Genomic DNA, 26,489 nt, shown 5'->3' on the forward strand with positions numbered 1-26,489 from the left:
GTGAAGCGCCGCCGGGCCACGGTCGGTCGACCACGGCCCGGCGGCGGAAATTCGTGAGGAATGGCGACAGTTTACCGAAAATACGCGGTCAGGCCCGGGCGCCGAGCCGCCACAGCGACGTGACCTCGGCACGACGCGCCGCATGCAGCGGATCGTCGGCGTTCGTCGACTTCGGGTGCGCGGGACGGATGTCGTCGCGGCCGAGCACGACGAGGCCGGCTTCGTCGATCCATTGCAGCAGGGTTTCACGCGGCCGCAGGCCGAGATGCTCGGCGAAATCGGACAGGATCAGCCAGCCCTCGCCGCCCGGCTCCAGATGTGCGGCCAGCCCCGCGAGGAAACCGCGCAGCATGCGGCTGTCCGGATCGTAGACCGCGTATTCGATCGGCGCGCTCGGCCGGGCCGGCACCCATGGCGGGTTGCAGACCACGAGCGGCGCACGGCCGGGGGGAAACAGGTCGGCCTCGACGATATCGACGTGGCCCGCATGACCGAGCCGCGCGACGTTCTCGCGCGCGCAAGCGAGCGCACGCGGATCCTGATCGGTCGCGACGATATGCTCGACGCCGCGCGAGGCAAGTACCGCGGCCAGCACGCCGGTACCCGTGCCGATGTCGAACGCGAGCGACGTCGCCGGCAGCGGCGCGCGTGCGACGAGTTCGACGTATTCGCCGCGCACCGGCGAGAACACGCCGTAATGCGGGTGGATCGGCGCGCCGCCGAGCGCCGGGATCGGCACGCCCTTCTTGCGCCACTCATGCGCACCGACGAGCCCGAGCAGTTCGCGCAGCGACACCACCGACGGCGCGCCGCCGGGGCCGTACGCTTCCTCGCAGGCCGCGCGCACGTCGGGCGCGCGGCGCAGCGGGATCGTGTAATCGGCGTCGAGCGGGATCAGCAGCATGCCAAGCGTGCGGGCGCGCTGCGATTGCGCGAGACGATGCAGGTTGAACGCATCGACGCCGGCCGCGGCTTTCGCCTTCTTCGGCTTGCGTTCGACACGGCGCGCCATCGCCTGCACGAGCTGGCGTGCGTTCTGGAAGTCGCCCTGCCAGACGAGCGCGGTGCCCTCGCACGCGAGGCGGTAGGCCGCGTCGGCGGTCAGGCGGTCGTCGGCGGGCACCGCGCGCTTCGGCGGTTGCACGCCGGCTTCGGAGCGCCAGCGCACGGCATGATCGACGCCGTCGGCGTCGGTCCAGTGGAAAACGGGGGAATCGGTCACGCGAACTCGGTTACGGTTGGCTCAGCGGCAGCGAGAATTCGCCGCGCGGACCACACCATACCGCGCTTTGCCCGACCCGGCAAAACAGGCGCCGCGACAATCGCCCGGAAGCGTTCATCGCGGCGCAATCTCGTCAATCAGGCGAGATCGACGGTTTCCGCAATGGGTGCATCGCGCTTGACGGCCGCGATGCCGTTCTCGCGAGCCTGCACGCTGCTGTACGTCTCGCTCGTGCCGATGACCTGGTGGTTGGCCGCCTTCAGATTGAACATGGGCTCACCGTTGTGGGCGAGCTTCCGTTCGTAACGCTCGTCGAGCGGCGCGTTGTCCCGCACGGACGCGATCCCGTTTCTCGCCCCGCTTTTCTCCTCGTACCGCTCGCTCGCGAGGATGATCTCGCCGTTCGCCGACTTCAGGTGGAAGTAGTACTGGCCGTTCGTGGCCTTCTTGAGTTCGAATTTTGCCGCCATGGCGTTCCCCTAAAAAGAATGTCCGACCCTCGGACATCGGCAAGTGTAAGGGGCATGCCGACAAAAATCGACATTTCGCGGAGATAAGCGTTAAAGACTGTCAAATGGTGAATTTTCAGACACCTTTGACCGACGTTGAATCCGGCCGAACGATCTAGCCGCCCCATCCCGGCATGGTCGGCAGGCGCAGCGTGCCCGCGTCGTTGAAGCGCACCGTGCCCACCACGCTGCCGGCGAGCCGGCCACGCAACGCATACGGCAGCTCGCCGTTCGCGGCCGCGCCGGGCAGGTTCCACGCCTGCCGTGCGGCAGCGAAAGCCGACACCGACACGGGCACGTCGAGCACGGCCTCGGCGAACCGCGGCACGGTGCCCGCCCGGTCGCTGACCCCGCTCGCGAACGGCGCGCCGTTCAGGTCGAGCGCGACCGAGATGCCGTCGTAGTCGATCGGCGCGTCGTTCGGATTCTGCACGCGCAACTTCAGGCTGAAGCGCATCTCGAGACCCTGCCCGACCAGCGGGTCGAGTCCGGCGACCGACACGCGCACGGGCTCGCGCGTGAGCGCCGCGCAACCGCCCAGCACGAACACGGTCGCGAACAGCAGCAGCACGGCGCGCAGCGGCGCGATACGGAACAGGGCGCATGGCATGGGGAGGCCTCCTCGTGGCGATCGGTGAACGGGTCGTCGACGCATTGTACCGACCATGCAACCTCTCGCCGGACTTCGTAGTTTTCGTGGCGCCGGCAGATCGTTAATAGATTAAAACTACGAAATTTCCGGCTAAACGGAAAGCGCATTAATGACTTTCAGCATTCAATGAAGCGCTCGGAATTCAATAGATGCTCTTTCTAAATTTTTCGTTTCCTTTACCCAAAACCATCAAGTATATTTACGCATCCTTGGAGCAAGCCGACAAACCTTGAAGCCGCATGACGGCGAATTTACGGGACGGCGACACGCTGTCCTTCCGTCCTGCGGCCTGGCCCGGCCAGCCCCGTAGGTCGTCGGTTCAAAGGGATTGCGCGCCTGCGCCGGGCGTGCTGCCCCGTGTCGTGCGCGCGAAATCAATTCAGTACAACACGCGCCCGGCCATTTTGAACCGGCAAGTTAACCGACATCCGGAAATCCAGAGGGGGCAGTAAACCATGATTACCTTCACGTAGTCGGCCGCCGTCTTTTCGAATAATCCGTCATTGGCATTTTTTCGCTGTTGATTAAACGGCGAGGGGATTGCTTTTGCCGGCGTTTTCGCAGCACTGAACGATTCTTTCAACAATCGAGGTTTCAGTCATGTCGATCCATATTCGCAAGATGCGTTATCTGCCGCTCGTCGCCGCACTCGCGCTCGCCGGGTGCGGCGGCGACGACGGCGGTGCGGGCTCCGCTTCCGCGCTCAGCTCCGCCGGCGCGCCGCATACGGGCTCGTCGCCCACCGTCGCCGCGCCGCCGAGCGCATCGAACGTCGACAAGAGCGTCTCGCCCGTCGAATTGCCGGACACCGTGGTGCCCGTGAACTACCGGCTGTGGTTCCGCCCGAACGAAGCGCTGAACGCGTTCGACGGCCGCGCCGACGTCGAGATCAAGGTGCTCAAGCCGGTCAACAACATCGTGATCGCCGGCCACCGGATCAAGTTCACCAACGGCCGCATCACGCTGCAGCCGGGCAACATCCAGCTGATCGCGACGCCGCAGGACAAGGGCGACTTCTATCAGCTGCGCCCCGTGAGCGGCTCGATCTCGCCGGGCAACTATTCGCTGCACATGGAGTGGTCGGGCATCATCAACTTCAAGTCGTATGACGATCCGGTCAACCACACGGGCGGCAGCTGCGGCGACGATCCGTATCCGGGCTGCTCGGCCGCGGAAGGCGTGTTCCGCGTCGACCTGAAGGGCACCGACGGCAAGACGAGCGGCGCGATCCTGACGCAGGGCGAAACCAACCTGTCGCGCCAGTGGTTCCCCGGCTGGGACGAGCCGGCGTTCCGCCCGACCTATGAAGTGACGGCCGAAGTGCCGCAAAGCTGGCGCGTCGTGTCGAACGCGGCCGAGAAGCCGTCGACCAACGTCGGCGGCGGCTACAAGCTCGTGCAGTTCGAGAAGACCCCGCCGATGCCGTCGTACCTGCTGTTCTTCGGCGGCGGCATGTTCGACACCTACGAGGACGACTTCACGAGCCCGCTGCCGGGCGGCAAGGGCGGCCTGCACCTGCGCGTGTTCACGCCGCCGGGCATGAGCGAGTGGGCGAAGCCGGCGATGGACCGCACCAAGCAGGCGCTCGACTACTACTACCGCTACACGGGCATCCCGCTGCCGCTCACGAAGTTCGACACGGTGGCCGCGAACGATGCGTTCAAGGAGCAGAAGGACCTGAACTTCGGCGGGATGGAGAACTGGGGCTCGATCCTCGAGTTCGCCGACGACATCCTGCCGCAGCCGGGTCAGCCGATGTCGCACTACGGCAACGAAGTGCTGACGCACGAAGTGGCGCACCAGTGGTTCGGCGATCTCGTGACCACCGACTGGTGGGACAACGTGTGGCTCAACGAATCGTTCGCGACGTTCTTCGAGACGAAGACGACGATCCAGTTCTTCCCCGACGAGTTCAGCTGGCTCGACCAGGTGAAGAACAAGTATCGCGTGATCAATCGTGACATCGGCCCGAACGCATTCCCGGTCGCGCCGAACTTCAACGACTGGGCGTCGAACGACTTCGTGCTGAGCGCCAGCGCGTTCACGTACGACAAGGGCGGCCACGTGCTGAAGACGCTCGAGAACTATCTCGGCGAGCAGACGCTGCGTAAGGGCCTGCAGCAGTACCTGGTCGACTACTCGTTCGGCAACGGGACGCCGAAGCGTCTGTGGGATGCGCTGTCGAAGGAAAGCGGCCAGGCGGTCGGCCCGATCGGCGACAGCTACGTGCGCCAGACCGGCGTGCCGCTGATCTCGCTCGACACGCAATGCGACCTGACGAAGAACCAGACGGTCGTCACGCTGAAACAGCAGCCGTTCCCGAACAAGAACGCGTATCCGGGCCTGCAGTGGACGGTGCCGCTCACGCTCGCGTACGGCCAGGGTCTCGCGAAACGCACGACGCTCGCGCTGAAGGACACGCAGACGCAGACGCGGATCGACGGCTGCACGGGCGTGGTCGCCGACCCGAGCGGTCTCGACTACTACGTCGTGAACTACAGCGACGCGGCCTGGAGCGGGCTGCTCACGCAGATCAACAGCTCCACCGATCCGGTGCTGCTGGCGAACCTGAAGAGCGAAGCGGCGCTGCTCGTCGCGAACAACCTCGCGCCGGCTTCGCGCTCGACGTCGATCGGTTCGGTCGCTTCGCCGGCCGCGATGAAGCTGCGCCAGACGCCGAGCTTCGGCGGCATCGAACCGGTGACGAAGCAACGCCCGGCCCTGCAATACCAGGGCATCTTCAAGCCGCGCAAGGTAGTCACGCAGTAACGGTGCGCGTCCGGCCGGTGCCGCGCGACCCGCGGCGCCGGCCGGCGTACCGGTTTCTCCGACCTGTTGACGGGCCTCGCATGCGAGGCCCTTTTTTCATGGGGCGCGACGTTCGCCCGTCGTCACGCCCACGCGGCGTCCCACGCCGGCTGCGCGAACCACGTGGCGAGGAACGCGACGAGCCGCGACGTGCGCGCACTGCCGCGCGCCTGCTGACGCAGCACGTGGATCGTCGCCGGCTCGGGCGCCGCCGCGTACTGCGGCAACAGCGCGCGCAACCGTCCGTCGCGCAGCGCGTCCGCCGCGAGCCAGGTCGGCAGGTGCGCGAGACCGAGCCCGTCGATGGCCGCCTCGAGCAACGCTTCCGAATGATTGCTGCGAAACCGCGGCTGCGCCGGCACGTGACGGCGCTCGCCGAAGCGCCACGCGCCGGGCGGCGGCGCGCCATGCCATGCGAGACAGTCATGGCCGGCGAGCGCGTCGGGCGATGCGGGCTCGCCGCGCCGGGCGAGGTAGGCCGCGCTCGCGCACAGCACGCGCCGCTGCGGCGCCAGCACCGTCGCGACGAAACGCGTGTCCTCGAGCGGGCCGATGCGCACCGCGAGATCGACGTCGGAACCCAGCCGCGCGCCCTGCAGGTCGACCATGCTGTCGGTCAGCACGAGGTCGACCTGCAGCGCCGGATAGCGCTGCATGAACGCGGCCAGCGCGGCCATCAGGTGCCGCCGGCCGAAGGGCGCCGGGCAGTCGACGCGCAGCAGCCCGCCCGGTTCGTCGTGCTGGCTGTGCAGGTCTTCCTGCAATCCGCGCAGCTCGGCCAGCATCCGGGTCGCGCGCCCGTACAGCAGTTGCCCGGCCTCGGTCGGCCGCAGCGCGTGCGTGGTGCGATGCAGGAGACGGATGCCGAGCTGCGTCTCGAGCCGGTCGATGCGCCGCGTGACCGACGACGCGGCGACGCCGAGCCGGCGCGCGGCCGCCGAGAAGCTCTGCTGGTCGACCACGTCGACGAACAGCGCGAGGTGCGGGGAAAGGAAGTCGTTCATTCGTGAGCCTGTGGATTGGCTATGCGGAATACGCAAAACAATCATCCGCCTTTGCACGTTTCCGCGTCAAACCGGGCCCACTAGACTGCATTGACCGGTTTCATCCACCGCACGCGCCGGCCCGCCGGGCCGGGCAGCCGCCATCGTTCACGGAGATCATCATGCGCAGCATCCGCTTCGACAGCCCCGCCGCCGACATCGAGTCGCTCGACGCGCGGGTCCGGGACATCGCCCCGCCCGTACCGGCCGACGGCCAGATGCTGATCGAGGTGCGCGCGGCCGGCGTGAACCCGAGCGACGTGAAGGCCGCGCTCGGCCGCATGCCGCATGCGGTGTGGCCGCGCACGCCGGGGCGCGACTGGGCCGGCATCGTGCGCAGCGGCCCCGACAACTGGATCGGCGCGCCGGTGTGGGGCTCGGGTGGCGATCTCGGCGTCGGGCGCGACGGTTCGCATGCGGAATGGCTCGTACTGGACGCCGCGCACGTGCGCCGCAAGCCGGGCGTGCTGACGCTCGACGAGGCGGCCGGCGTGGGCGTGCCGTTCGTCACCGCGTACGAAGGCCTGCGCCGGGCCGGCATGCCGACGGCCGACGACGTCGTGCTCGTGTTCGGCGCGAACGGCAAGGTCGGTCAGGCCGCGATCCAGCTCGCCACCGCACGCGGCGCGACCGTGATCGGCGTCGAGCGCGGGCCCGGCGCCTATCGCGGCCATGCGTCGGGCGACGTCCCCATGATCGACGCATCGAGCCGGACGGTGGCCGACGCGGTACGCGAGTTGACCGGCGGCCACGGCGCGGACATCGTCTACAACACGGTCGGCAGCCCGTATTTCGAAGCGGCGAACGCGTCGATGGCGATCGGCGCGCGACAGATCTTCATCTCGACGATCGAGCGCAGCGTGCCGTTCGACATCTTCGCGTTCTATCGCGGCCAGCACACGTTCGTGGGCATCGATTCGCTGCAGCTCGGCGCGGCCGCGGTCGCGCAGATCCTCGATACGCTCGCGCCCGGCTTCGGCAACGGCACGCTGCGCCCGTTCCCGATCGGTGACGACTACGTGTACCCGCTCGAGCGTGCGCACGACGCGTATCGCGCGGTGCTGGCCGGCGCGCGCGAGCGCGTCATCCTCAAGCCCTGACACCGGCCCCACGGGAGACCGCCATGATGGATTACGTGACCTCGCTCGCGGTGGGCGTCGGTGTCGGCGTGTTGTACGCGCTGCTGCACGTGCGCTCGCCGGCCCCGCCGCTCGTTGCGCTCGTCGGCCTGCTCGGGATGGTGATCGGCGAACGCGCGATCGCGCTGCTGCGTTGATGCGTCGATGCAACGCCCGATGCCGCGCTAACGATCGTCGCGGCGCCGGAACGCCCACCACGCGGCCAGCGCGGTGAAGCCGGCAACGAGCAGCACCATCAGCCAGAAGCCGTGCTTGTTCTCCGAGAACGGCACGCCGCCGACGTTCATCCCGAAGAAGCCGGCGACGATGTTGATCGGCAGCGCGATCACGGTGACGAGCGTCAGCGTGAACAGCGTCCGGTTGTTCTGCTCGTCGAGGCGCGAACCGATCTCTTCCTGCAGCAGCTTGATCCGCTCGTTGAGCCCCGCCAGATCGGCGAGCACCAGCGAGAATTCCTCGGTCGACTCGCGCAGCTCCTGAACGTCTTCCGTGTGCAGCCACGCGGGCGGCTTCGCGAGCAGCCGGAAGATCGACCCGGGCTCCGGCGCGAGCATGCGCTGCAGGCGCGTCAGCGTGCGGCGCATCGCACCGAGTTCGATGCGGCTCGACGTGAGCCGCTGCGACAGGAAGCGATCCTCGATGCGGTCGACGTCGATGCTCGTGCGCCGCATGATCTGGATCAGCAGGTCGGCCTGGTCGCGCAGCAGGTGCACGAGCAGTTCCGCGGGCGAGCGGAACTGCTCGCCGTCGCGCACGCACGCAGCGTGTCGACCGAGCGCAGCGGCTTGAGCCGCGCGGTCACCATGATGCGCCGCTCGACATGGACGAACAGCGTCGCGATCTCCGACGGCGTCAGTTCGAGGTTGAACATCACGTCGTTGACGATCGCGCGCAACGCGCCGTCTTCCTGCTCGATGCGCGTCGAGCGCGAGCCTTCGTGCAGGAATTCGAAGAAGCTGTCGGGCAACCCGAGATGCGTGCGCATCCAGCGCTCGCTCGCGCCGTGCGCGAGATTGAAATGCAGCCAGACGAAATCGCCCGATGCGGCCGCGCCGTGCTCGCGGCACGTGCGCAGCCATGCGGCGGCCGCGTCGGCATCGAGCAGCGCGCCGGCGCCGCCCGGATCGAAGCGGAATCCGCACACCATGCCGGAGGTATCGGCGCCGTAAGTCTGTACGATCAGGTCCATCGTGTCGAAGGGGGTGCGGCACGCGGCGCGCCGCACATCGCGGGTCGCGGGCCCGCGCCGGGTAAGGAAAGGAGACGTATGCCCGACGGGCGTGACGCGCGCGTGACAGTGTCACGCGACATCATACCGGCAGCTTCTCCTGCCCCAAAAACAACGCGCCGCCCGATGGGCGGCGCTGACCGGAAAGACCTAGTGACGGGCGCGGCACGCGTTACTGCCGCGTCTCCGACTGCGCGGCGCTCGGGCACGCGGGGTCCTTGCCCCAGTGGCCGTCGCACACGCGCCAGCGGCACAGCTGATCCTCGAAGAAACCGCGCTCCGAACACTCCTTCACGCGCGACGCCAGCGAGCCGCCGGTGGTTGCCGCCGTCTTGGTCGGCACGGCCTGCCCCTTCTGCGCGGCGAGTTTCTTGTCGGCCGGCTTCGTGCGCGCGACGAGCGCCGCGAGCAGATCGGCATCCGGATCGTCCTTCCCGGCCGCCTTCGCGGTTCGGGTGGGCGTCGCTTCGCGGCGCTTCTTCGCCTGCGCGAGCTCGGCCTGCTGTTCCTTGCGATGCTTGCGGGCTTCGGCCTTCGTGTCGGCCTTCGCCTCGGTTTTCGTGTCGGTCTTGCCGTGCGCGGCGACCTTCGTGCTCTTCGACGCGTCGGCCTTCGCGGTCTTGGACGTCGCCGCTGCGGCGGCCGCAGTGGCGGCGACGCCGGCCGCGGCCGCCCCGCCCGAGCCCTCTTCGGCGCCGTTGGCGAGCGCGCGCGACAGCCGGCTGTTGTCCGCCGCGGAGGCGGCGGAAGCCGATGCGGATGCAACGGCCTGGGACGCCGAATCGTCGTTGACGATCGTGGCCGGTTGCACGGCCGACGCAGCGGACGCGCCGTTCTGCGCGACCTGCGCGGCGGCGCCGCTGGCTGGCGCGGCCTTGTCCGGCGCAGCCGCCGCGGGTGCCGTCGCGGCCGCGACGACCGCGGGCTGCTCGCCCGACGACTGCTGCATGCGCCACGCGCCCCAGCCGCCGACGGCCACGACCAACGCCACGACCGCGGCGATCGGCGCCTTCAGCGAACGGCGCGGCGGCTCGGCGGGCGGCGTGACACGCCCTTCCAGATCCGCGAGAATGCGCGACTGCCGTGGCCCTCCCTCGCCCGCCGGTTTAGTATCGGACAGCAGGCTGGGCGGAGTTTTCGAATTTGAATTTTCCGGCGCACTCATTCAGCGTCTCATTGAATCCTGGTTTAATTCACCGCGATAATATAGCCCGGCCTCTCGAAGCAGCCTGATTCTAAGAGCAAGCATTGCAAAACACAATCAATTCCAATTTCCGGGGATATCGTTGATTGCCGTCGCACTCGTCGCCTATTTCGCCCTTGCCGTCGCCGTTGCGGCACTGTTGCTTTTACCGGGTATCCGCGCGACCGTTTTCGAATCCGTTGCCCAGTTTCACGGCCGTCTTACCCGCCGTGCGAACGATCGCGCCGCGCGCACGCGGAGTCAGATTGTTAAATCGGCAAGCGTTACGCGCGGCGCATTAAACGATGTGCAAAATTTACTGGTTCGGCGGCGCTTGATGATTATGGTATCGGCAGGTATTCTTGCGACGCCGCCATTGGTCGCCATTGCGTTACGCGGCCGGCAATTGTTCCAGTACGACGACACGGCGCGCGTGCCCGACGAGAAGATCGCCGCGCTGCTGCAGGGCGAGCAACTCGTGCCGCCCCCGCCGCTGCCGCCGGAAGTCTTCGCCACCAAGGAAGTCGAACAGGTCCGCCCGGCGCTGAAGGATGCGAGCCGCGACTGGAACCTGCTGGATCCGGATTTCCGTACGCGTTTGCTGCTGGTCTACAAGATCATGCACGAACAGCATGGTTATGAAATGGCGTTGCTGGAAGGTTACCGGAGCCCGGAACGGCAGAACCGGCTGGCGCAGATGGGCAGCAACGTGACCAACGCGGCAGCCTTCCAGAGTTATCACCAATTCGGGCTGGCGGCCGATAACGCATTCCTGCGCGACGGCAAGCTGGTCATTTCCGAGAAAGATCCGTGGGCGATGCGCGGCTACCAGTTGTACGGCCAGGTCGCCGAACAAGTCGGCCTGACCTGGGGCGGCCGATGGAAAATGATGGATCTCGGGCACGTGGAATACCATAAACCCGGTTTTAAACTGGGACGCGGCAGCTAGCCAGGGCTGCCGGACAGGAAATAATGAGGGCGGCATGGGGCTTTTTAATATCCCGGCAGGAAACGATATGGGCGACGCAGAAAATCGGGCATTCCGGTGCGCGATTTTTTCCGGCCGCCGCTTCCGTTTTAAATCTCACAGCGTCCTTTCGTTAATGCGCGCGCCTTCTCCGATGCCGCGGGCGCATTGATGCCAGCCCCCTTCATCCCGTTTGACAGCATGGCGACACATCGCGGCGCCACCCTTGCCGCTCGACGCGCCTGCGTCGCCTCACCGAATCGCACCGGAACCTGAACGTCCTATGCAACGCATCCTCAACGTGCTGACTCATCCGCGTACGCTCTCGATCGTCGGGATCGTCGCGCTAGCGGCCATTCTGTTCATCGTCGCCGACATGTTGCAGCTGCCGCTCCTGTGGGCGGCGACCGCGTTCGCGGCGATCCTCGCGCTGTGGCTCGTGGTCGCGCTGTGGCGCCGCTGGCGCGTGAAGCGTGCGAACCAGCAGCTCGGCCAGGTGCTGGAAGAGCAGGCGGAAACCGGCAAGATCGCCGCGCCGGCCGCTGCCGCGCTCGCACCGGACGCGAAGACCGCCGACCTCGACGTGCTGCGCACGCGCCTGTCGGATGCGGTGAAGACGATCAAGACGTCGAAGATCGGCCAGGTGTCGGGCGGCTCCGCGCTGTACGAACTGCCGTGGTACATCGTGATCGGCAACCCGGCCGCGGGCAAGAGCAGCGCCGTGCTCAATTCCGGCCTGCAGTTCCCGTTCGCGGACAAGAACAGCGCCGTGATCCACGGCATCGGCGGCACGCGCAACTGCGACTGGTTCTTCACGACCGAAGGGATCCTGCTCGACACGGCCGGCCGCTATTCGGTGCACGAGGAAGACCGCAGCGAGTGGCTCGGCTTCCTCGGGCTGCTCAAGCGCTACCGTCCGAAGGCGCCGATCAACGGCATCATCGTCACGGCCAGCATCGCCGAACTCACCGGCAACCGCCCCGAATTCGCGATCAACCTCGCGAAAAACCTCCGTCAGCGCGTTCAGGAGCTCACGGAAAAGCTGGAAGTGTTCGCGCCGGTCTACGTGATGTTCACGAAGGCCGACCTGATCACCGGCTTCACCGAATTCTTCAGCAGCAGCGACAAGCACGAGTACGACCGCGTGTGGGGCGCCACCCTGCCCTACGAGCCCGACGACAAGCGCGACGTCGTCGCGCTGTTCGACACGCACTTCGAGGAACTCTACGAAGGGCTGAAGGAAATCAGCGTCGCGCAGCTGTCGCTGTCGCGCGGCAACCAGCTGTCGCCGGGCCAGTTGAGCTTCCCGCTCGAATTCTCGACGATCAAGCCGTCGCTGCGCGCGTTCCTCGCGACGCTGTTCGAGAACAACCCGTTCCAGTACAAGCCGATCTTCCGCGGCTTCTACTTCACCAGCGCGCTGCAGGAAGGCGAAACCAACAGCGCGGCCGCGCAGCGCATCGCGCACCGCTTCGGCCTCGACGGGAATGCGCTGCCGAAACCGCACAGCGCGTTCTCGAAGAACGGCTTCTTCCTGCGCGACCTGTTCTCGAAGGTGATCTTCGCGGACCGCCAGACGGTGCGCCAGTTCGCGAGCCCGACCAAGACGCGGCTGCGCTACGCGACCTTCTTCGGCTTCGTCGCGGCGCTCGCGCTCGCGCTGGGCGGCTGGACCTGGTCGACGATCGGCAACCAGCAGCTGGTCGCGAACGTGCAGGCCGACCTCGACAACGTCACGCGCCTGCAGCAGGGCCGCAACGACCTGCAGTCGCGCCTGCAGGCGATGGACATCCTCGAGGACCGGATCGAGCAGCTCGAACAGTTCCGCCGCGACAAGCCGATGTCGGTGTCGCTCGGCCTGTACCAGGGCGACCGGCTCGAGCAGCATCTGCTGACCGAGTACTACAACGGCGTGCGCCAGATCCTGCTCGCGCCGGTCTCGCAAAACCTCGCGTCGTTCATGAAGGACGTGAACGCGCACCCCGAGCAGCTCGTGCCGATGACGCGCCCGCCCGAATCGGGCGCCGTGCAGGGCGGCACGATACCGGTCTCGACGAACGCGGCAGGCGCCGCCCCGCAGGCGGGCGCCGCGCCGGCCGCGTCCGGCACCGCGCCGGCCACCGCACCGCAACAGGCGGCCGCCCCGCAAGGCGGCCTCTACAGCGACGCGTCGCCAACCAACGTGCAGGATGCGTACAACGCGCTCAAGACGTACCTGATGCTGTCCGACAAGCGTCACGTCGAACAGGCGCACCTGACCGACCAGCTCGCCCGCTTCTGGCGCGGCTGGCTCGAGACGAATCGCGGCAACATGCCGCGCGACGAGATGATCCGGAGCGCCGAGCGGATGATCTCGTTCTACCTGTCCCGCGTGAACGACAACGACTGGCCGATGATCGACGCGAACCTCGCGCTCGTCGACCAGACGCGCGAGAACCTGCGCCGCGTGGTGCGCGGCATGCCGGCCCGCCAGCGCGTCTACGAGGAAATCAAGGCCCGCGCGTCGACCCGCTTCGCGCCGATGACCATCGCGCGCATCGTCGGCGACGGCAACCAGGGGCTCGTGGCAGGCAGCTACGCGATTCCGGGCACGTTCACGCGTGAAGCGTGGTTCGACTACGTGCAGCCGGCGATCCGCGATGCGGCGACCAAGGAGCTGCAGGCGAAGGACTGGGTGCTCAACACGTCGACGCAGGACGACCTGACGCTCGAGGGCAGCCCCGAGCAGATCCAGAAGACGCTCGTCGGCATGTACAAGACCGAGTACGCGCAGCACTGGCAGAAGTTCATGCAGGGCATCGCGGTACAGGGCTTCACCAGCTTCGGCCAGGCCGTCGACGGGATGAACCGCCTCGGCGACCCGCAGGATTCGCCGATCCGCAAGATCCTCGAGACCGCGTACGACCAGACGTCGTGGGATAACCCGTCGCTCGCGAACGTGACGATCAAGAAGGCTCAGACGGGCGTCGTGAACTGGGTCAAGCAGCTGTTCTCGCGCTCGCAGGCCGGCCAGGTGGCGGCAGCCAACATCGACATCAACGGCAATCCGGCCGAGGTGCCGATGGGTCCGATCGGCCAGGAGTTCGTCGGGCTCGCGCGGATCGTCGCGACGCACGACGGCACGTCGATGCTGAAGGGCTACATGGAGTCGCTGTCGAAGGTCCGCACGCGCTTCAACGTGATCAAGAATCAGGGCGACCCGGGGCCGGGCGCGCGCCAGCTGATGCAGCAGACGCTCGACGGCAGCGGTTCGGAACTCGCCGATTCGCTGAAGCTCGTCGACGAGCAGATGCTGACGGGCCTGACCGATTCGCAACGCAAGTCGCTGCGTCCGCTGCTGGTGCGGCCGCTGATGCAGGCGTTCGCGGTCGTGATCCAGCCGGCCAGCGCCGAAGTCAACAAGGTGTGGAACGCGCAGGTCTACCAGCCGTTCCAGAGCTCGCTCGCGACGAAGTACCCGTTCGCCGCGAACGCGAAGGTCGAGGCCGGCGCCGGCGAGATCGCGCAGGTGTTCGGTCCGGACGGCTCGATCGCGAAGTTCGTCGGGACGACGCTCGGGCCGCTCGCGGTGCGCCGCGGCGACACGCTCGCCGCCCGCACGTGGGGCGACATGGGCATCGGACTCACGCCGGACTTCACCAACGGCTTCGCCCGCTGGGTCGCGCCGCTCGCCGGCGGCGCGGCCGGCAGCGCGGCCGCGTCGGCCGAGCCGCAGACCGTGTTCCAGATCCTGCCGCAACCGAGCACGGGCACGACGGAATACACGATCGCGATCGACGGCCAGCAGCTGCGCTACCGCAACACGCCGCCGCAGTGGACCAACTTCGTGTGGCCGAACCCGCAGGGTTCGCCGGGCGCGACGCTGTCCGCGACGACCTTCGACGGCCGCACGGTGCAGCTCGTCAACGAGCCGGGCCGCTACGGTCTCGAGAAGCTGATCAACTCGGCGCAGCGCAAGCGCCGTCCGGATGGCACCTTCGACCTGACGTGGGCACAGGGCAGCGTGAACGTGTCGGTGACGATGCGCATCATCAGCACGTCGCAACCGTCGGCCGGTGGCGGCGACCAGCCGCAGCAGCAAAGCCTGCGCGGCCTGCAGCTGCCGTCGTCGGTCGCCGACGCGAGCGCGGGCGCCGCGCAGAACGCGACGCAAGCCGGCACCGGCACGCCGGGCGCCGCGCCGGCGGTCGCGGCCGCCAACGCAACGAATGCACAGAGGGCGCAATGACGCAAACCGTACAGGCGCAAATCGCCTACTTCGGCAAGATTCCGTCGCGCGGCGACTTCGTGAAGAGCGCGCACAATCCGCAACTGCTGCAGACGCTCGATCGCTGGATCGCGCAGGCGCTGGAGCTGCTCGCGGAAGATCCGCGCTGGAAGATCGTCTACGAGGATGCGAAGCCGATGCATTTCGCATTTCTCGGCTCGCGCAGCAAGCTCGCGATCGCGGGCCACATGGTCGCGAGTCACGACGTGTCGATGCGCCGCTTCCCGTTCCTCGGCGCCACCGCGCTGGAGGTCGACCGGCCGGTCGCGTTCCTCGCGCGCAGCCCGCTCGCGTTCGCGCGGCTGTGGTCGCGCGTCGCCGCGCAGATCCCGCCGCTGCTCGGCAAGGACGAGCCGCCCGGCGCGCTGCAGGCGCTCGGCGACACGCAGGTGCCGATCGACATCGGCGGCCCCGGCACGTCACATGACGGCACCTTCAACGATTTCGTCGAACACCAGACGCTGCACGGCCTGCAGGAGATGCTGCTCGAAAGCGGTCATCCGGTGCGGCTGCGCGGCGCGATGCTCGCGCTCGGCTCGCTGCTGCGGCCGGTGATGCAGAGCGGTTCGTCGCACATCGAACGCGGCCTCACGCTGCCGCTGCCGGTCGATCCGTTCTACCGCAGCCTCGTCGCCGCGTTCTGGCTCGAGCTGATCGCGCCGTTCGTCGCGCAGGCCGACTTCGAGCTCGCGATCTTCATCGGCACGATCGCCGAACGCGAACGGCTCGTCATCGGCTTCAACGGCGCGTCGGCGAAGACGCTGCTGAGCGTCGTCGACCCGCAGACCTACGCCGCCCACAACATCGACATCGACGATCCCGAGTGGATCGACGCCCATGCGCAAAACGATCACCAGATCAGCAAGCTCGTCAGCTACCTCGACCAACCGCAACTCTCGCTGCGCGTCGCCATCGACGCGTTCCGCGAAGCGTTCATCGGAGGCTGACCGCATGCATCGCACGATTCAGGTCCGGCGCGCACGCTTGTCGGCCGCCGTCTCGCCCGCCCTCGCCGCGCTGTTCGCGGCCGGCCTCGTCGCGAGCGGCGCGGCCTTCGCGCAGAACACCGGTGCGACCGTCACGCCGGTCGGCAACGGCACGGTCGCGACGACCGCGCTGCCGCAGGCCACCCCCAACGCCGGCGGCGCGTCCGGCACGGTGGTGCACGGCACCGCCGGCACGCTCACGCCGCCGCCCGCGAACGCGGCGCCCGGCCAGGTGGTGGTCGGCGGCAAGGTGCCCGACGAGGCGACCAAGGCCGCCGTGCTGCAGAAGCTGCGCGATACCTACGGCGCGACGAACGTCGTCGACCAGATCGAGGTGGGCGACGTCGCGACGCCGCCGAACTGGAGCGCGAACGTGCAGAAACTGCTCGGCGCGCAGCTCAAGCAGATCAGCAAGGGCCAGTTGAAGATCAACGGCACGCAGATCGAGATGAAGGGCGAGGTGCACAACGAGGCGCAGCGCCAGCAGCTCGCGAGCGACATGGCGAACACGCTGAACCCGACGTACACGATCAAGAACGGGCTGCGCGTGTCGGCGTCCGAGCAGGGCGTGCTCGACCAGACGCTCGCGAACCGGACGATCGAGTTCGAGACCGGCAGCGCGACGCTGACGCCGCAGGGCAAGTTGATCCTCGACCAGATGGCGGCCGCGCTCGCGAAGATGCAGAACCGCACGGTCGACATCATCGGCCACACCGACAACTCGGGGAACCGGACGTCGAACATCGCGCTGAGCCAGGCGCGCGCGGATGCGGTGAAGGGCTACCTGATCACGAAAAGCATTCCGCCGCAGCAGATGACGACGACGGGCGTCGGGCCGGATCAGCCGATCGCGCCGAACGATACGGCCGACGGGCGGGCGCGGAACCGGCGGATCGAATTCCGCGTCGGGCAGTAACGGGACCTCGACCGGCCGCCGTCTCCATGACGGAGCGCGGCGGCGGCACGGCATACGACGGGCGGCGGCAGCGATGCACCGCCCGTCTTGCGTTTACGACTGCTCGTCGGGCCGCACGCCCAGCAGTTCGCGAATATGCGACAGCGAGCCGTCGTCCTTCACGACGCTCTCGAGCCACTTGTGCAGCGGCATGTCGGCCCATTCGGCCGCCTTGTCGGCGAGATACGCGACCGGGCTGTGCGGCTCGGTCTGACGGAAATAGCGCGCCACCGCACGCAACTGGTCGACGGCCTGCGCACGGTTCTGGATGCCGGCGATCGTCTGCGTCACCGGAGGACGCGAAGCGGTCTGCTGCTGCACGTGAGTCTCCTCGGTCTGGATCGGTTGGCCGAACACCGGCTCGATGCGCTCGGGCTGGGCCTGCTGCGCCGCCTGCGTGTGCGGCGCGCTGCCGGTATAGCCCTGTTCGCGCGCGAAGCGCTCGGCGAGCCGGTACACGGTCTCGAACGCGTCGCGCGCCTGCCGGAAGCTCGGCGCCGAATCGCCCGCGCGCTCGACGAGCCGCTCCTCGAACGCATCGAGCGCGAATTCGAACGCCTTCAGGTTCGCCAGCAGCGCCGTGTAGAACGCGATCGACGTCACGCGCCGCGACGCGTCGATCTGCTCGATCGACGGCTTGCCGCGCGCGATGTCGTCCGCATGCTCGGGGTCGCGCTTGATCGACTGCGCGACGTGCTGCGCGACTTCCCAGTCGAGCGTGCTGAACGCATTCGATGCACCGTCGGTCAGCGGCACCGCGCGCAGCAGCTCGGCCGTGCGACCGGACAGCCATGCGACGTTGCCGAGCCGGTGCTCGATGTCGTCGTCCTCGGGCAGCGGGTGGAAGGTGTCCCAGAACTCGCGGCACAGGCCCTCGAGCAGCGCATAGCCTTCGGTGAGGCCGGTGATGCCGTCCTCGAGCGCGAGCGCCTCGGTCAGCCACACGGCGAGCCGCAGGTCCTTCGTGCGGGTGCGCAGCAGCTCGCCCGCATGGTCGACGACGAAGCCCCAGTCGGCCTCCTTGATCTCGGTTACCCATTCGCCCTGGTCGAGCGTCGGGTCGTCGTAGCGCCGCGCGTCCTGAATCGCGTCGAATTCGTTCGAGAACAGCAGGTCGTCGCCGCTGGGCGACGCCTCGCTGATCGGCGTCAGCAGCTCGGGGAGATTGATCGGCATGGTTCAGTGAATCCGTTGATGCATGAGATGTCGCGTGCGGGGACTCATTCGACGGTGTACGCGAATTCGCCGGCCTCGTCCGCGCGCACCGCGATGCGCGCGATGGCCGCGCCGTCGGCGATCCGGCCCAGCACGTGGCCCGCGATCTCCGGCAGCAGCGTGCCGTTCAGGATGTGGTCGACGTTGCGGGCGCCCGAGTCGACCTCGGTGCAGCGCGCGAGCACCGCGTCGACGAGCGACTCGTCCCACTCGAACGCGGCCTTGTGGTTCGCTTCGATCCGGCGGCGGATACGTTCGAGCTTCAGCTCGATGATCTCGGCCAGCACGTCGTCGGAAATCGGGTAGTACGGCACGACCTTCATCCGGCCGAGGAACGCCGGCTTGAAGGTCTTGTACAACTGCGGACGCAGCGTCTCGGCGAGCGTGTCCGGGTCGGGCAGTTCCTCGGCCGGCTTGTTCAGGCACGCCTGCATCACCGCGGCCGAGCCGACGTTCGAGGTCAGGATGATCAGCGTGTTGCGAAAGTCGATCTCGCGCCCTTCCGCATCGTCCATCGTGCCCTTGTCGAACACCTGGAAGAACATTTCGAGCACGTCGGGGTGCGCCTTCTCGACTTCGTCGAGCAGCACGACGGAATACGGGTTGCGGCGCACGGCCTCGGTCAGCACGCCGCCTTCGCCGTAACCGACGTAGCCCGGCGGCGAGCCCTTCAGGCCCGACACGCTGTGCGCTTCCTGGTACTCGCTCATGTTGATCGTGACCATCTTGCGCTCGCCGCCGTACAGGATGTCGGCCAGCGCCAGCGCCGTCTCGGTCTTGCCGACGCCCGACGGCCCGACGAACATGAACACGCCGCGCGGCTTGTTCGGATCCTCGAGGTTCGCGGTCGCGGTGCGCACGCGCTGCGCGATCGCCTCCAGCGCATGGTCCTGGCCGATCACGCGCGCGGTCAGCAGCGGCTGCAGGTTCAGCACGGTGTCGATCTCGTCCTTCACCATCCGGCCGAGCGGAATGCCGGTCCACGCGGCGACGATCTCGGCGACCACGTGGCCGTCGACCTGCAGCGGCACCATCGGCTCGCCCCCTTGCAGCGCGTGCAGCGCCGCGACGCGCTCCGCGAGCTTGTCGCGGGTGGCCTGCACGTCGACCGGCTGGCCGTCTTCCGACGGGCCGCGTGCGCGGTCGAGCGCATCGCGCAGCTCGGTGATCTCGGCGACGATCACGCGCTCGGCTTCGTAGCGTTCCTCGTCCTTTGCCAGTTGTTCGAGCGCCGTGTCGCGCGCGCCGCGCAGCTCGCCAAGCCGCTCGTCGTGCGCCGCGCCGCCCGCCGCCTCGCGCTCGAGCGACGCGATTTCCGCATCGATGCGCTCGATGCGCTTCTTGGTGTCGTCGATCGCCGCCGGTGTCGCGCTGTGCGCGAGCGCGACCTTCGCGCATGCGGTGTCGAGCACGCTGATCGCCTTGTCCGGCAGCTGACGGCCGCTGATGTAGCGGTGCGACAGGCGCACGGCCTCGGTGATCGCATCGTCGAGGATCCGCACGTTGAAGTGCTTCTCCATCAGGCCCGACATCCCGCGCAGCATCGCGGCCGCGAGCGGCTCGCTCGGCTCCTCGACCTTCACGACCTGGAAGCGCCGCGCGAGCGCCGCATCCTTCTCGAAATACTTCTTGTATTCGCTCCACGTCGTCGCGGCGATCGTGCGCAGCTCGCCGCGCGCGAGCGCCGGCTTCAGCAGGTTCGCCGCGTCGTTCTGGCCGGCCTGGCCGCCCGCGCCGATGATCGTGTGCGCCTCGTCGATGAACAGGATGATCGGATGCGCGCTCTTCTTCACCTCGTCGATCACGCTCTTCAGCCGGTTCTCGAACTCGCCCTTCACGCTCGCGCCGGCCTGCAGCAGCCCCATGTCGAGCACGTGCAGCGCGACGCCGCGCAACGGCGGCGGCACGTCGTCGGCCGCGATCCGCAGCGCGAGCCCTTCGACGACCGCCGTTTTGCCGACGCCGGCCTCGCCGGTCATGATCGGGTTGTTCTGGCGACGGCGCATCAGGATGTCGATCGCCTGGCGGATCTCCGCTTCGCGGCCGATCACCGGATCGATCTTGCCGTCGCGGGCGCGCTGCGTGAGGTTGGTCGTGTACGTGTCGAGCGCGGGCGTCTTCGACGGGCCGGCCGCGGGTGCCATGCCGTCGGCGGCGGGCGCGACGTCGCTGCCCTCGTCGTCCGTCTGGCGCGGCTCGGCTTCGCTCGAACCGGCCATGATTTCGTCGAACTTGTGCTTCAGGTCCGTCACGTTCATTTCCGCGAAGCGCGACGACATCCGTTGCGCGAACTGCGCGAGATCGGGCGCGGTCAGCAGCGCGAGCAGCAGGTGCCCCGACCGGATGCGGCCGAGCTGCGAATCGAGCGACGCGATCAGCCATGCTTGCTCGAACAGCGCGATCAGGTGCACGGAGAACACCGGCGTGCGCGTGTTGCCGGTCTTCAGGCGCGTGAGCTCGCGTTCGAGATCGGCGTGCAGCGCATGCGGATCGACGCGGCTCGCGCGCAACGCGAGCGGCAGGTCGCCCGTCGCCTCGTCGAGCAACGCGAGGAACAGGTGTTCCAGATCGACCTCGTAGTGGCCGCGCGCCAGGCACGCGCTCGCCGCCCGCTCGGTCGCGTGGCGGCACAGCGGGTTCAGTTTCGTGATCAGGGTCTTCAGAGGCGTGCTCATGGCGTCGATCTCAGGTTCGATTGCGTGTTGTTGTTAGGGTCTCAGTGAATCACGTGCAGCTCGTAGCGGGCGTCCGAACGGTCCTCGGCCGCGTCGCGCGTGCACAGGAACGCATCCCAGCCGAGCCGCGAGCCCGCGCCGAGCACGCTCGCGCCGACCTCGGTGCGCTTCAGGACGAGCTTCACCTCGTATTCGAGCGTGACGCCGGCGAGCAGCGTCAGCATCCGCTCGAGCGCGACGGCCTGCGCGCCGCCGGGCAGGAACGCCTCGTAGTCGCGCTTGGACAGCGGGCCGACGACGATTCGCGCGCGCATGTCGCGCTGCCACACGCGCTCGCCGACGAGCGCCGTCGCGCCGAGCACCGCGTTAACTTCGCCGAGCACGCTCAGCTGATCGGGCGGCACGTCGTACCACTTGCCGACGAACTGGTCGATCTTCACCGGCACGCGGAAGTAATCGGACAGCGTGCGCTGCAGGTAGGCGGCCGACATCGGCCGGTGCCGCGCGGCGAGCGCGTAGCCGGCCACGGCCTCGTCGAGCACACCGCCCGCGCCGGCCGCGAGGCTGTCGCGCACCTCGTCGCTCGGCACGCCCGCGATCGCGAGCAACAGCGGCAGGTAGCGCTCGTCGCGGTCGAGCTCGTAGTGGAACGGCAGCCGGTATTTCTTCCACGCCGCGTAGAACAGCGCGGTCGCGCGGTTCGAGAACACGTCGAAGAACGCGCGCGCCGCATGGTCGCGCCGCAGATGCTCGCGCGCGACGATCTGCTCGGTGTAGTGCAGCGGCAGCGCGCCCTGCCCGCCGAGCAGCCCGAAGAACGCGGGCGTCAGCTCGACGCGGCCGAGTTCGCCGGCGGCCAGCGCGGCGCCGCGCTGCTCGCCCGAACTCAGCGACGCGCCGTCGTCGTCGAACGAGCGCGCGCCTTCGATCTCGCTCGGCGGAAAGCCGAGCGACAGCGTGTTGCGGAATGCGATGCGCTGCGCGACCACGTCGCCCTGCCGCCACGCGCCGGGCGCATCCGACGCCTGCCGCGCGAACAGCCCTTCGAGCACGCGCACCGCCTGGAAGAACTCGAAGCGGTGCGGCTCGTCGAGCAGCGCGTCGACTACGCCAGGATCGATTCGCCGGTTCGGGGCTTGCATCGAATGATCTCCTCGCCGGTGCGCTTCGACACGACGACCAATTGAACGAAACTGTTGAGGTGGACGTACAGCCCGAAGAAGCTGTCGAGCACGCGCACGAAGGACGCGAGGCTCGCGCCGACGAAGTGTTCCTCGTCGATCGTCAGCCGGATCTCGATGCCGCGCACGAAGGTCGCGAACGGCTTGCCGGGCAGCCACTGCACGGCGCCGCGCTGCTCGACGCCGACCAGGCCGTCGATCTGGCGCATCGACACTGCCGTGCGTCGCAGGTCGTACAGCGTCAGCATTTCCTTCAGCGGTGCGAGGCCGTGCGCGACGAGCGATACGTGGTTGAGCGCGAGGTGCGACACGAGCCGCCAGTGCGCGGCGCGGCCGCGCTCGAAGCGCACGCTCTGCGTCGGGCGACGCAGCAGCGAAATGCCGCTCGTCTGCGCGCCACCTTCCTGGAACAGGTCGCCGCCTTCGAGGCCGAACGCCAGCATCGCCGGCAGGTCGCGGTTCGTGCAGGTGAGGTCGAGGCTCAGCGTGTCGGTCTGCGGCGACGTCGGCTCGAAGTCGATGTCGACGATCGAGATCTCGGTTTCGTAGCCGGGGCTCTTCTGCGCGACCCAGTCGTTGCGCCGCGCGAACCAGTAGTGGCCGATCCGCGCCGCTTCGCCGTGATGCAGCGAATAGAACGGCCGGAACTCGATCACCGATTCCTCGTGCGCCTGCTGCCGGACGAGCTTCACCGAGTCGATCGAGTACACCTCGTACGCGAACGCGCGCCGCGCCTCGGCGATCACCGGATACGACACCGCGCGGTGCGTGATGCGGATCGGCTCGCCGTGCTGGCGGAACAGGTTCACGATCGGCGTGCAGAACAGCCGGAAATGGCTCGCCGTCAGCAATTCGAGCAGGCGCGCGACGTGCGAATCGCTGCGCACGTCCTGCAGCACCAGATGCAGCGTCGCGCGCTGGCAGCGGCCCGACGCGCGCGCGATCGCCGCGAGGTCGAAGTCGACGAAATCGAACTTGTCGGGAAACGCGAAGTATTCGGTGAGCAGCCGGTATGCGGGATGCGATTTCGCCGGATAGTCGATCAGCGCGTCGTCCTCGGCGAAGCCGGCCTGCGCGATCGGCAGCTTGCGCAGCGCGGTCCAGCGGCCGTTGCGTTCGGGCTCGACGTACGCGCCGAGCACGTTGACGAACAGGCAGTCGGTGAGCGCGGCGACGAACGACTGCTCGCCGTGCAGGTGCGCGCGCAGCGTCGACAGCTTCAGCGCGCCGAGATCGAGCTGCGCGGCGAGCGATTCGAACGTGATCGAGATCACGCCCGTCGCGTTCGACGGCAGCACCGTCGCGCTCGGCGCGAGCGCGACCGGCGTATAGCGTGCTTCCGAGATGCGGATCGGCGCGAGCGTCACGTCGTAGGCGGTACGGAACCGGCATTGCACGCCGCGGATCGGACGGCTCTTCAGCTCGGTGCCGCGCTCGATCACGACCGGTTCGGTCTGCTGGCCGGGCGAAGCCGGCGTGAACTGCGCGATCGAACACGACGGGAACGGCCGCAGGTAGTGCGGATACAGCACTTCCAGCAGCGCTTCGGTGAATTCGGGGTAGTCGTCGTCGAGCTTCTTGTTGATGCGCGCGCCGAGCAGCGCGAACGACTCGATCATCCGCTCGACGTGCGGATCCTCGCAATGCTCGCCGGACAGCGCGAGGCGCGCGGCGATCTTCGGATAGCGTTCGGCGAAATCTCGCGAATAGCGCCGCAAAAACGATAATTCGCGTTCGTAATACGGCAGCAATTCTTCCATCGACGACCCCGAACCTCAATATTTCCTGCCGGACCTGATTCACCACCGGGCGGTCCGGCCCGCTCGGCGGCTTGATTTACTGCATGCGTGCCGCGCGTGCGCGCGTGACCGAATACTGCAGCGTCGACGGTTGCAGCATCGCGTCGAAACTCACCGGCTCCTCGGCCGGGTGCACGACGAGCAGCGCCTGGATCGCGAAGTACAGCGCGTTGGTGGCCTGCTCGTTCAGCTCGAACGTCACCTGCACCTGCTGCAGGCGCGGCTCGTGGCGCGCGATGGCCTGCTGGATCGACTTGCAGATGAATGCGCGGTCGTAGTGGCTCGCGAGGCTCAGCCCCGCGAAATCGTTCAGCCCGTAGGTCAGCACCGATTTCTGGCATTCCGGCAGCGCGGCCAGCTCGTTCTCGGTATGCGCGATACGGGTGTTGAGGATCGCCTCGACGTCGCGGGCGACCGTGTTCTTGAGCTCGTCCAGCGACAATTGCCGCATCGCGGCCGAGGCCGGCAGATGCGGTTCGTCGTCGAACAGCTTGTCGAGAAAACTGGGTTCGAATCGTTTCATCGGCCGGTGTTGACAGCGAAAACGGCAACGGGACGCCGAGCGCCCCGTTGCCGCAACCGACCTTAGACCGCGTAGGTCTTGTCGTTCTTCGTCAGGCTCCAGGCGCCTTGCGTGTTGCCGCCCTGGTTGCCGCCGATCTTCTGCTGGGTTTGCTTCCACTGCACGGCTGCGTACTTCAGCGAGAACGTCTCGAGGGGCAGACCTTCCTCGCGGACGCTCGGGGCGATGCTCGAGATGATCACGTACTTGAGCTTGACTTCCAGATACTGCACGCGCTTGCCTTCACCGTCCGCGCGCGAGAAATGGACCGTCACTTCGTCGAACGTGGTACCGCCCGAAGCGTGCTGGTACAGCAGCGGGCTCGACGAATCGATTTCCTTCGTGAAGATCATGTCGCCGTGCTCGCAACGCGTCATCGTGTGACCGCCAGCGGTCGATGCGGTTGCCGAACGCGGCTGAACGATCGAGTGATCCCACGATTTCAGTTCGATCCAGCCCTGATGGTCCTTGTCCGCGGATTCGCCCTTCACCGCGGGACTACCAAACTGCAAGTGCATATGTAACATGGCCCTTCGACTCCCCAAAGAGGTGGTTTTAACGTCCTACCCAGGCGGCCCGCCCGGGCGATTTACTCGCTTATGAATTTGCCGGTTTGGGCAGATCAGCGACAAGTCGCAGAGAAATCGAGAGTTCGTCGAGCTGAAAGTGCGGGCGCAGGAACGCGACCGAACGATACGAGCCCGGCTTGCCCGGAATCTCCGACACTTGTATGGATGCCTCGCGCAGCGGGAATTGCGCTTTCTGTTCCTGCGAGGCGTTGTCGTCGAGCAGGACGTACTGCGAAATCCACCGGTTGAGGAAAGTCTCCACGTTCTGCGCCGATGCGAAGCTGCCGATCTTGTCCCGCATCATCGCCTTCAGGTAGTGCGCGACGCGCGATACCGAGAAGATGTACTGAAGCTGGGCGGACAGGACGGCGTTCGCATTCGCGCTGTCGGTGCTGTACTTTTTCGGCTTCTGCACCGACTGCGCAGCGAAGAACGCGGCGTAATCTGAGTTCTTGCAATGGACGAGCGGGATGAAGCCGAGGTCGCTCAGCTCCTTCTCGCGGCGATCGGTGATCGCGATTTCGGTCGGGCACTTCAGCGCGACTTCACCGTCGTCGGTCTTGAACGTGTGGGTCGGCAGATCCTCGACGAGGCCGCCGCCTTCGACGCCGCGGATCGCCGCGCACCAGCCGAAGTCGTCGAACGCGGCCGTCAGGCGTGCCGCGAAGGCCCATGCCGCGTTGCACCACAGGTACTTGTCGTGGTCGGTGCCGTCGACGTCCTCGACGAAGTTGAAGTTCTCCGCGGTCTGGCCGTCCTTCGGATTGAACGGCAGGCGGCCGAGGAAGCGCGGCAGCGTCAGGCCGACGTAGCGGGAATCCTCGGCGTCGCGGAACGATTTCCACTTCGCGTATTCGACGGTGTCGAACACCTTGCCGAGGTCGCGCGGCTTGCCGAGGTCGGAGAACGACTCGAGGCCGAGCAGCTCCGGCGACGCCGACGCGATGAACGGCGCATGCGCGGCCGCCGCGACGTGCGACATCTGCTCGATGAAATACATGTCTTCCGGCTGGCGCGAGATCTCGTAATCGCCGATCAGCGCACCGAACGGCGAACCGCCGAACGTGCCGAATTCCTCTTCGTAGACCTTCTTGAACAGCGCGCTCTGGTCGAACTCGCTCGCGCCCTTGAAATCGCGCACGAGGTCGCGCTTCGGTGCGTGCAGCGCCTTGATCTTGATCGTCTGGCCCGTGTTGCTTTCCTTGACCAGATAGTCCAGCCCGCGCCACGTGCTTTCGAGGCGCTGGAATTCCGGCGCGTGCATCACCGCGGAAAGCTGCGTGGAAATCAGGCGGTCGAGTTCCGCGACGCGCGCATCGATCGTGGCCGACAGGTTGTCCGACACGATCACCGTGCCGTCGAGCACCTGGTGCACGAGTTCGCCGATCAGGTCCTTCGCGCGCGCATGCTCGGAATCGGATTTCGCGACCTTGCTCTTCTCGACGATGTCGTCGAGCAACGAAGTCCCGGCGGCGTATTCCGCGCCGCTCGCTTGGGCCGCAGCCGTTTGCTGGTTCATCTCAACACTC

19 protein-coding genes and 1 pseudogene are annotated in these 26,489 nt (G+C 67.4%); 7 read left to right on the top strand and 13 right to left on the bottom strand.

What is annotated here, in order from left to right:
* Positions 1–88: 88 nt before the first annotated feature.
* The 3 genes from H0X90_RS17730 to H0X90_RS17740 form a co-directional block, all read right to left on the bottom strand.
* Positions 89–1,222: a class I SAM-dependent methyltransferase gene (locus H0X90_RS17730; RefSeq protein ID WP_077188951.1), complete on the bottom strand. Its 1,134-nt coding sequence runs from the start codon at positions 1,220–1,222 to the stop codon at positions 89–91.
* Between the two features lie 137 nt (positions 1,223–1,359).
* On the bottom strand, positions 1,360–1,692 hold the full coding sequence (locus tag H0X90_RS17735) for a YegP family protein (RefSeq protein WP_006481923.1): 333 nt from the start codon (positions 1,690–1,692) through the stop codon (positions 1,360–1,362).
* Between the two features lie 154 nt (positions 1,693–1,846).
* Positions 1,847–2,341 carry an LEA type 2 family protein gene (locus tag H0X90_RS17740; RefSeq protein WP_077188950.1) on the bottom strand — a complete coding sequence of 165 codons (495 nt, stop codon included), beginning with the start codon at positions 2,339–2,341 and terminating at the stop codon, positions 1,847–1,849.
* Positions 2,342–2,983: 642 nt separating this feature from the next.
* Between H0X90_RS17740 and H0X90_RS17745 the strand changes: the two genes are divergently transcribed.
* Entirely contained in the window at positions 2,984–5,152 is a 2,169-nt protein-coding gene (locus H0X90_RS17745) for a M1 family metallopeptidase (protein WP_006481916.1), read from the top strand.
* A gap of 122 nt (positions 5,153–5,274) precedes the next feature.
* Here the strand turns inward: H0X90_RS17745 and H0X90_RS17750 are convergent, their stop codons facing one another.
* Positions 5,275–6,195, bottom strand: coding sequence for a LysR family transcriptional regulator (locus H0X90_RS17750; RefSeq protein ID WP_077188949.1), 921 nt, complete (start codon positions 6,193–6,195; stop codon positions 5,275–5,277).
* A gap of 161 nt (positions 6,196–6,356) precedes the next feature.
* Here H0X90_RS17750 and H0X90_RS17755 point away from each other — a divergent pair, with 161 nt between their 5' ends.
* Positions 6,357–7,334 carry a zinc-binding alcohol dehydrogenase family protein gene (locus H0X90_RS17755; RefSeq protein WP_034201070.1) on the top strand — a complete coding sequence of 326 codons (978 nt, stop codon included), beginning with the start codon at positions 6,357–6,359 and terminating at the stop codon, positions 7,332–7,334.
* Between the two features lie 23 nt (positions 7,335–7,357).
* Positions 7,358–7,510: a DUF1427 family protein gene (locus H0X90_RS17760; RefSeq protein ID WP_011694128.1), complete on the top strand. Its 153-nt coding sequence runs from the start codon at positions 7,358–7,360 to the stop codon at positions 7,508–7,510.
* A 27-nt stretch (positions 7,511–7,537) separates the two neighbouring features.
* On the opposite strand, the pseudogene H0X90_RS17765 reads toward H0X90_RS17760, so the two are convergent.
* Both H0X90_RS17765 and H0X90_RS17770 read right to left on the bottom strand, forming a co-directional pair.
* Positions 7,538–8,562 (bottom strand): annotated as a pseudogene (locus H0X90_RS17765) (transporter).
* Positions 8,563–8,773: 211 nt separating this feature from the next.
* Positions 8,774–9,766 carry a phage tail protein gene (locus tag H0X90_RS17770; RefSeq protein WP_077188948.1) on the bottom strand — a complete coding sequence of 331 codons (993 nt, stop codon included), beginning with the start codon at positions 9,764–9,766 and terminating at the stop codon, positions 8,774–8,776.
* Between the two features lie 121 nt (positions 9,767–9,887).
* Here H0X90_RS17770 and H0X90_RS17775 point away from each other — a divergent pair, with 121 nt between their 5' ends.
* From H0X90_RS17775 to H0X90_RS17790, 4 genes are all read left to right on the top strand, one after another.
* Positions 9,888–10,733, top strand: a complete 846-nt coding sequence (locus H0X90_RS17775; RefSeq protein WP_006488977.1) for a M15 family metallopeptidase — start codon at positions 9,888–9,890, stop codon at positions 10,731–10,733.
* A gap of 301 nt (positions 10,734–11,034) precedes the next feature.
* On the top strand, positions 11,035–14,979 hold the full coding sequence (gene tssM / locus H0X90_RS17780) for a type VI secretion system membrane subunit TssM (protein WP_077188947.1): 3,945 nt from the start codon (positions 11,035–11,037) through the stop codon (positions 14,977–14,979).
* Positions 14,976–15,965: a type VI secretion system-associated protein TagF gene (gene tagF / locus H0X90_RS17785; protein ID WP_006483243.1), complete on the top strand. Its 990-nt coding sequence runs from the start codon at positions 14,976–14,978 to the stop codon at positions 15,963–15,965. Before tssM ends, tagF begins: the two co-directional genes overlap by 4 nt.
* Before the next feature lie 4 nt (positions 15,966–15,969).
* Positions 15,970–16,920, top strand: coding sequence for an OmpA family protein (locus H0X90_RS17790; protein WP_077188946.1), 951 nt, complete (start codon positions 15,970–15,972; stop codon positions 16,918–16,920).
* A gap of 93 nt (positions 16,921–17,013) precedes the next feature.
* Here H0X90_RS17790 and tssA read toward each other — a convergent pair whose 3' ends face one another.
* From tssA to tssC, 7 genes are all read right to left on the bottom strand, one after another.
* Positions 17,014–18,135, bottom strand: a complete 1,122-nt coding sequence (gene tssA, locus H0X90_RS17795) for a type VI secretion system protein TssA (protein WP_006494418.1) — start codon at positions 18,133–18,135, stop codon at positions 17,014–17,016.
* 44 nt (positions 18,136–18,179) lie between these two features.
* Positions 18,180–20,849, bottom strand: a complete 2,670-nt coding sequence (tssH, locus tag H0X90_RS17800) for a type VI secretion system ATPase TssH (RefSeq protein ID WP_006494419.1) — start codon at positions 20,847–20,849, stop codon at positions 18,180–18,182.
* Between the two features lie 41 nt (positions 20,850–20,890).
* Positions 20,891–21,991: a type VI secretion system baseplate subunit TssG gene (gene tssG / locus H0X90_RS17805; protein ID WP_058901209.1), complete on the bottom strand. Its 1,101-nt coding sequence runs from the start codon at positions 21,989–21,991 to the stop codon at positions 20,891–20,893.
* On the bottom strand, positions 21,955–23,790 hold the full coding sequence (tssF, locus tag H0X90_RS17810) for a type VI secretion system baseplate subunit TssF (RefSeq protein ID WP_006494422.1): 1,836 nt from the start codon (positions 23,788–23,790) through the stop codon (positions 21,955–21,957). Before tssF ends, tssG begins: the two co-directional genes overlap by 37 nt.
* A gap of 76 nt (positions 23,791–23,866) precedes the next feature.
* Positions 23,867–24,352, bottom strand: a complete 486-nt coding sequence (gene tssE, locus H0X90_RS17815) for a type VI secretion system baseplate subunit TssE (RefSeq protein WP_006477092.1) — start codon at positions 24,350–24,352, stop codon at positions 23,867–23,869.
* 62 nt (positions 24,353–24,414) lie between these two features.
* The gene (locus H0X90_RS17820; protein ID WP_006477093.1) at positions 24,415–24,918 is read right to left on the bottom strand and encodes a type VI secretion system tube protein Hcp; all 504 of its coding nucleotides are present in this window, start codon (positions 24,916–24,918) and stop codon (positions 24,415–24,417) included.
* A 70-nt stretch (positions 24,919–24,988) separates the two neighbouring features.
* A complete protein-coding gene (tssC, locus tag H0X90_RS17825; RefSeq protein ID WP_006484397.1) occupies positions 24,989–26,479 on the bottom strand; it encodes a type VI secretion system contractile sheath large subunit in 1,491 nt (496 codons plus the stop codon).
* Positions 26,480–26,489: the final 10 nt, after the last annotated feature.

The organism is Burkholderia sp. 9775_39 (genome assembly GCF_015712225.1).
Lineage (GTDB): Bacteria > Pseudomonadota > Gammaproteobacteria > Burkholderiales > Burkholderiaceae > Burkholderia > Burkholderia cenocepacia.